The organism is Armatimonas sp., assembly GCF_964826245.1.
Map to the genome: position 1 here is coordinate 1 of NZ_CBAYMC010000218.1, position 7,203 is coordinate 7,203.

General features: G+C 62.1%; 5 protein-coding genes. 3 read left to right on the forward strand and 2 right to left on the reverse strand.

Features of this window, described 5'->3' with window-relative positions:
- Positions 1-962 (reverse strand): Gfo/Idh/MocA family protein (locus AC1XOS_RS17540; protein ID WP_481963513.1); only part of this gene is annotated, 962 nt, incomplete at its 3' end.
- Positions 959-1,840 (reverse strand): NAD(P)-dependent oxidoreductase, encoded by an 882-nt coding sequence (locus AC1XOS_RS17545; protein ID WP_481963514.1) that lies wholly within the window; start codon positions 1,838-1,840, stop codon positions 959-961. The genes AC1XOS_RS17540 and AC1XOS_RS17545, both read right to left, overlap by 4 nt.
- Positions 1,841-2,006: 166 nt before the next feature.
- On the opposite strand from AC1XOS_RS17545, the gene AC1XOS_RS17550 reads away from it, so the two are divergent.
- The 3 genes from AC1XOS_RS17550 to AC1XOS_RS17560 form a co-directional block, all read left to right on the forward strand.
- Positions 2,007-2,594, forward strand: a complete 588-nt coding sequence (locus AC1XOS_RS17550) for a methyltransferase domain-containing protein (RefSeq protein WP_481963515.1) — start codon at positions 2,007-2,009, stop codon at positions 2,592-2,594.
- A gap of 6 nt (positions 2,595-2,600) precedes the next feature.
- Positions 2,601-4,451, forward strand: a complete 1,851-nt coding sequence (locus tag AC1XOS_RS17555; RefSeq protein WP_481963516.1) for a sulfatase-like hydrolase/transferase — start codon at positions 2,601-2,603, stop codon at positions 4,449-4,451.
- Between the two features lie 48 nt (positions 4,452-4,499).
- A partial coding sequence (locus AC1XOS_RS17560) for a DUF1553 domain-containing protein (RefSeq protein ID WP_481963517.1) occupies positions 4,500-7,203 on the forward strand: 2,704 nt, incomplete at its 3' end.

Sequence of the window (7,203 nt, forward strand, 5' to 3'; positions counted from 1 at the left end):
ATCGCGGCGCTGAGCAGCGCAAAGACCTTGAGGTTCTTGCGCCCACTAAACGGCGGCTCTGGCCCCCCGGCAAGATAGGCATGCCAGTGCTCAAAGAAGGGAATCCAGGGCGTCTGAGCCGGGATGTCGTCATCAATTCGACATACGGCAAAGCTCCCCAGCGCGGGGGCAAGCTCGTAGTCCATTGTGTCGTTGGACATGTGCAGTCCACGGCACTTGAGCGCCCCGCCACTGCCTTCGAGCCGAAACTCATACATGGGTGCCTGCGATGAAAACCCACCGTGGTAGGAGAGATGCAGCCCCCCCGAAAAGCCGATGAGCGCATTGACCATGCACGGCCCGGCGTAGGCCGACCACGAGGGGACAAAGCCGTCGCAGAAGATCCACTCCGGGTCGTGGCTTGCAAAGACCGACAAAAACGCATCGAAGTGGTGGCAGGCGTTCTCGTAGAGGGTCGGCTGGAGCATCTTAGCCAAGTTAGCGACCTTCGGGCGTGGCTTGCTGTTCATAAACCACGCCGCCTCCACCGAGCCGAGCCCCCCCGAGGCCACAAAGCGAGCCAGTGCGGCGTAGTGTCGGTTGTAGCGTAGCTGCTGCCCCACACTGAGCGTCACGCCGCGCTCCTTCGCCAGTGCCACCAGCGCCACGGCAGCCGTGAAATCATGGGTGATGGGCTTGGCCACTAGCACATGACAGCCTACCTCCAGACAGAGCTTTGTCTGGGAAAAGTGCAGCTCTGAGGGCGTGTTGATCAGCACTGCGTCGGGTTTGAGAGCCACGAGCGCCCGCGAAAGATCATCAAAGATCTCCGCCTCCGGGAGAAGCTCACGCCCTGCCGCCTGACCCGCCTCTGAGATGTCCACCACGCCCACCCCGACAAACCACGGGAGGGTCTGCAAAATCTTTACCATGCTACGGCTGATGCCGCCCATGCCCACCACCAAACAGCGCTGCTTGCTCAAACTCGCCTCCGAATGCTCTGAATAATCACCGCGTTGTCGAGCTCCCCCTCACCGGCCTCCAGCGCCTCGGTGAGGAGCGCGTGGTGGACACGGCTCAGGGGGAGTCCTTGGTCCATGGCCTCGGCACAGGCCAGGATCAGCTCGACATCTTTCTTGTGCTGGTGCACCCGTGACTCCGGGGTAAATTCACCCGTGCGCATCCTCTCTCCTTTCGTGTCCACGGCCACAGAGTAGGCAGGGGAGTTTCTAAGCACCTCCAGAAACACCGATAAGTTCAATCCGAGGCGCTCCGCAAAGACCAGCCCCTCGGCCAAGACGGCACGGTTGAGGCCCAGAATCAGGTTCGTTGCCAGCTTCGCCCGGCTCCCACTTCCCGCAGGCCCTAGATGAAAAACACGGTCGCTGAAGCAAGCAAAGAGATCCGAGCACGCTGCGAAAGCCTCGGGAAGGCCTCCGACCATGAGCGTTGCCGCCCCATCGCGCACTTGCCTGCTGGAGCCGGAGATCGTGGCGTCGAGATAGGCGACCCCACTCTCAGCGAGCCGGGCTGCAAGCGCCTCGGTTTCATTGGGAGCCCCCGTCGTGGTATCGAGAATGACCGTGGGCTTTCGGGACGCGCTCAGCACCCCATCGGGCCCCTCCAGGACCTCAAGTACGATCGGCGTGGTCAGAAGCGAGAGCACAATCCGATCCGCTTGCTCAGCAACCAGAGCAGGACTTGGAGCTCCGGTGCCCCCGCGCTCGACCAGCGCCTGGCACTTTTGAGGGTCGATATCGTAGCCCACGACACCATAGCCACGTGCCAAGAGCCGCTCCGCGAGCGCCGAGCCGACCAGCCCAAGCCCAATCACCCCGATCACTTCGTTCGTCGTGCTCACTCCCCTAGGATAACACAGTTGCAGACAGAGCGGAACCTGATACAAGTCAATGGCACGAGGAGATTGGCGCGGATATTAGCTGGAACGAGGCAACTCAGACCGTGAAGGCCAAGATGGGCGAGCGGGATATTCAGCCGCCCCTGATGCGATCAGGTATGCTGAGGGCATGACAACAGAGACAGACTGGGAAGCTCTCTATCAAAGCGGCGAGGCGCAGTGGGACAAAGGCATAGCCGCCCCTGCCCTGCTCGCCTTTCTTGCCGAGTCGCCGCTTACAGGCCGTGTGCTCGTGCCCGGCTGCGGGCGCGGCCATGATGTCCGGGCGATTGCGGCGGCGGGCGCGGAGGAAGTGATCGGGCTGGACCTCGCCCCCAGCGCCTTTGCGGACGTCGAAGCCCTCCCCAACACGCGCTTTATCGTCGGGGATCTCTTCGCCCTGCCCCCCGCGTTTGCGTCTGCCTTTGATGCCGTCTTCGAACACACGTGCTACTGCGCCATCCCACGCGAGCGCCGCGACGACTATGTGCAGGCCGTCGCCAGCGCTCTCAAGCCCGGTGGCGTGCTACTGGGCATTTTCTACCTGAACCCACGCGACGATCTCGACCCGACGCTTGGGCCGCCGTTCAATGCAACATTAGACGAGCTGGACACACGCTTCTCCGAGCACTTCACCCTCCTGCGCTCCGAAACCCCCACCGTGGCCTTTCCCGGTCGGGAGAACCGGGAGGTTTTGCGGCTGTTGCAGAAGAAATAGGCTTTCATGCACGCATCAAGGCCCAATATTATCGTGATCTACACCGACGACCAGCGCTGGGATGCGCTCGGCGTGGTGCAGAAAGAGCAGGGAAGCAAAGGTCGCTTTCCCTGGTTCAAGACGCCGCACTTAGACAAGCTCGCCGCCGAGGGCACGCGCTTTCGCAATGCGTTTGTGGTGAACTCGCTCTGCGCGCCCAGCCGCGCGACACTCCTCACGGGGCAGTACGGGCATACCAATGGCATTGTGAACAATCATACGCCGTTCTCAGAGAAGAATACAACCGTGGCGACGCTGCTCCGCTCGGCGGGCTACAAAACAGGCTATGTGGGCAAGTGGCACATGGGCAACCAACGTGAGCGGCCCGGCTTTGACTTTGCCGCCAGCTTTATCGGGCAGGGCAAGTACGACGACTGCCCGTTTGTGGTCAATGGCAAGGACACGCCCACCAAGGGCTGGGTTGACGATGTCTCGACCGACTATGCCTTGCAGTTTATGAAAGAGAGCGCGGGCAAGCCGTTTTTCTTGGTTCTGGGCTTCAAGAGCGCCCACGGCCCCTTCTCCCCGCCACAGAGCCATGCCAACGACTATGCAAGCGACGAGGCCCGCCCCGTTCCTAATCTAGGGCTCGCTCCCGGTTATGCACCCGAGCGCAAGGGCAACGCCGATCCCCGTGCGCTCAACCGGGGCTACTTCCGGTGCCTCAGCGCCATGGACGAGTGTGTTGGGAAGCTCATGGCGGCCCTCGACGACAATACAGTGGTGATCTTCGCGTCGGACAATGGCTTCTATTTAGGCGAGCACAACCTCGGGGATAAGCGCTCCGCCTACGACGAGAGCCTGCGTATTCCCTTGCTGGTAAAGCTTCCTAAGGCCATGCGCCAAACCAAAGTCGCCGATGCGATGGCGCTGAACGTGGATATCGCTCCCACAGTATTGGAGCTCGCGGGCGTTCCCGTTCCCAAAGCCATGCACGGGCGCAGCCTGGTTCCCTTGCTGACCGGCAAGCCCCCCGCCGACTGGCGCAAGGCGTACTTCTACACCTACTTCTATGAGCAAGGCTTTAATGGCATCCCTACCACCCAGTGTGTCCGCACCGAGACCGCCAAGCTGATCCAGTACCCCGAACACCCTGAGTTAACGGAGGTATTTGATCTCAAGGCCGACCCATATGAGACAAAGAACCTCGCTAAAGAGCCCCGTGCCGCAGGACTAAGGATGGCACTAGAGCAGGAGTTTGAGCGCCAGCGCAAGGCAATCGGCTTTGAGATCCCTGACTTTGCCGACAAGCCTGGCGGCATCGCAGCGCCCACGCCAAGTGGGCTGGTCGCGCCGCAGAACCGCTGGGTGCTGGACTGGAACCAAAGCCAAAAATTCGATGGCACGAAGCTCGTCACGATCGCCAGTACGCCCGCGCTTCGCCCCAACGTCGGAGCCTGGGCAATTGAGGCGACTCTCACGGCGGAAAAGCCCGAGGGCGTGATTCTGGCACGAGGCGGCGTCAGCTTTGGCTACAGCCTGCACCTGGAAAACGGCAAGCCCGTCTTTACCATCAGCTCCAGCGGCAAGCGCTCACAGATTACGGGCAGCGAGAGCATCGTCGGGCGCACCGTGGTGCTGCTGGCGCGAATTACTCCGGATAAGCGACTGACCCTCGCCCTTGATGGCAAAGAAGTCGCCGCCGGGTCACTGCATGCCTTTATCACCAGCGATCCTGTCAATCCCATGGAGCTGGGCGGCGATGCGGGCTCGAAAGTGGCGGGCAAAGACCTCCCGAATTTCGTCGGAACCCTCACCCGCGTCCGGCTCTACTCCGGCGAGCTCAAGAACGGAATCCATGCACGAATTGTACAATGAATTGCCTCGTGAGCAGGAAAACTGGCCCTCGGCGCACAAACAACTCTCATGCGTTCACGATTCTGGATGTGGGTTGCACCGCCGTTGGTGGCGGGCTCGCTAGCGCTGGCACAGAAGCCCCAGCCGACCCCTCACACGCCCACGGCGATCTTTAAAGCCGACTGCCTCCCCTGCCACAGCACGACGGAGAAAGAGGGCGGGCTGAGTCTGGAGGGCACGCTCACCCCGGCGCAGGCGAAGCGGATTCTGGAGCGGGTGCGCGGCGAGGGCGGTAAGCCTCAGATGCCTCCCACGGGCAAGCCGCTCCCGGCGCAGAAGCTGTCCGCGCTGGCAAGCTGGGAGAAGAGCCTCTCGGAGACGAAGCACTGGGCCTATGCATCGGTAAAGCGCCCGCTGGAGCCGCCCGTTGAGGTGAGCGGGATTGATAGCTTTGTAAAGGCGCGGCTCGTCAAAGAGAAGCTGAACTTCGCGCCCCAAGCCGACAAGAGCACGCTGATTCGGCGCGTAACCCTAGACTTAACGGGCCTTCCCCCGACGCCGCAGGAAGTGGACGCCTTTCTCGCCGACACGCGCCCGGATGCGTATGGGCGGCTCGTGGATCGGCTGCTGGCAAGCCCCCACTACGGCGAGCGCATGGCCCTGCCCTGGCTCGATGCCGCACGCTACGCCGACTCCAATGGCTTCCAGCAAGACGGCGACACGTTCCAGTATGTCTGGCGGGACTGGGTGGTGAAGGCCTTCAACAAGAACATGCCCTTCGACCAGTTCACCATCGAGCAGCTCGCGGGGGACTTACTGCCCAACGCGACTCTGGATCAGCAGATCGCGACGGGCTTCAACCGCTGCCACTTGCTCAACGGCGAAGGCGGCGCGATCCCTGAGGAGCAGCGCAATGTCATTGTCTTTGACCGGGTGGATGTGACGGCCACGACCTGGATGGGCCTGACGATGGCCTGCGCCCAGTGCCACGACCACAAGTACGATCCCATCAGCCAACGCGACTACTACAAGTTCTTCGCCTACTTCAACAACGTCCCCGAGAGCGGCACGCCCTCGGGGGGTGGGCAGTACCGGATCGCCGAGCCCTTTGTCTACGCCGCGGGCACCGACGAAAAAGCGGAGCTGGCGCGGCTGGAGCGTGAGATCAAGTCCGCCCAAGCCGAGGCAAAGACGAGCGAATCCGTGGCTCCCAAGGCCGCGCTTTCTGAGTGGCGCAGCTACGGACCGTTTCCCGCCGAGAGCTTCGATGCCGCCTACGACAAAGAGATGCCACTAAAGGGGATGGCAGCGGTGGCACACCCCGAGTGGAAAGACGGGACCGTCCAGGAGCTTGCGACGGGGGACAACGCCGCGCTCTATCTGGCGCGGACGATCACGCTCGAGAAGCCAACCGTCTTGCGGCTCTCGCTGGGCAGCGACGATGCCTTCAAGCTACAGCTCAATGGCAAGCAAGTGGCGGCAAAGAAAGTCAGCCGGGCCGCCCTCGCCGACCAGGAGAGCATCACACTGAACCTCAACGCGGGCGCGAACACGGTCGTGCTCAAGATTGTCAATGGCGGCGGGATCGCGGGCTTCTACTTCCAGATGAATGGACTCTCTCCTGCTCAAGAGAAGGTACTTGACCTCACTAAACAGCGCGATGCCCTTCAAGCCAACCTGCCCCGCGTCATGGTGATGTCCGATGCTCGCCCGCGCAAGACGAAGATCCTGATCCGTGGCCAGTACCTCTCGCCCGGTGAGGAAGTCACCTGCGGCACACCTGCCCTCTTCTCTCCTTCCTCCCGTTATCGGGAGGAGGGCCGGGGAGGAGGGTCGCGGCTGGAGCTCGCCAAGTGGCTGGTGAGTCGCGAGAACCCCCTCACGGCAAGGGTCTTTGTCAATAGGCTCTGGCAGCAGTTCTTTGGAATCGGCCTCGTCAAGACCAGCGAGAACTTCGGCCTGCTGGGGGAGAAGCCCAGCCACCCCGAGCTTCTGGACTGGCTCTCCGCAGAGTTCATGGACTCAGGCTGGGATACTAAGCGCCTCGTAAAGCAGATTCTGATGAGCCAGACCTATAAGCAGTCCTCCAAAGTCTCACCAGAGCTACGCAAGCGCGATCCGGAGAATAGACTACTGGCACGCGGGGCACGCTTTCGGCTACCGTCGCTGATCTTGCGCGATGTCGCCCTGGCGACCTCGGGGCTCCTCAACGACAAAATTGGGGGCAAGCCGGTCTACCCCTACCAGCCTAAGGGGATCTGGGACAGCCTCGCGATCACCAAAGAGCGCGACTTTTCCTACCCCCAGTCCACCGGGAGCGATCTCTACCGCCGCAGCCTCTACACCTTCTGGCGGCGCACGGTCGGGCCGGGCAATATGTTCGACGCCTCTTCGCGGCAAGCCTGTAAAGTGCGCGCCTCGCTCACCAGCACCCCGCTCCACGCACTGACCACCCTCAACGACATCACCTGGGTCGAGGCCAGCCGCGCGTTGGCAGAGAAGCTGATGCTGGAGTCGGCAAGCCCTGACCAGCGCCTCACCTCCGCCTTCCGCCGCATCTGCGCCCGGCGCCCATCGGCGCGGGAGCTCGCCATCCTGCGCGGCAGCTACCAGCGCACTAAGGTCGCCTACGAGCTAGAGCCGGAGCAAGCAACCGCCTTTCTTTCGATGGGCGAGAGCAAGCGCAACCCCAATCTAGACCTAGCGCAACACGCCGCGCTGGCCCAAGTGTGCTTGTCTATCTTTAATCTGGATGAGGCGCTGACAAAGGAAT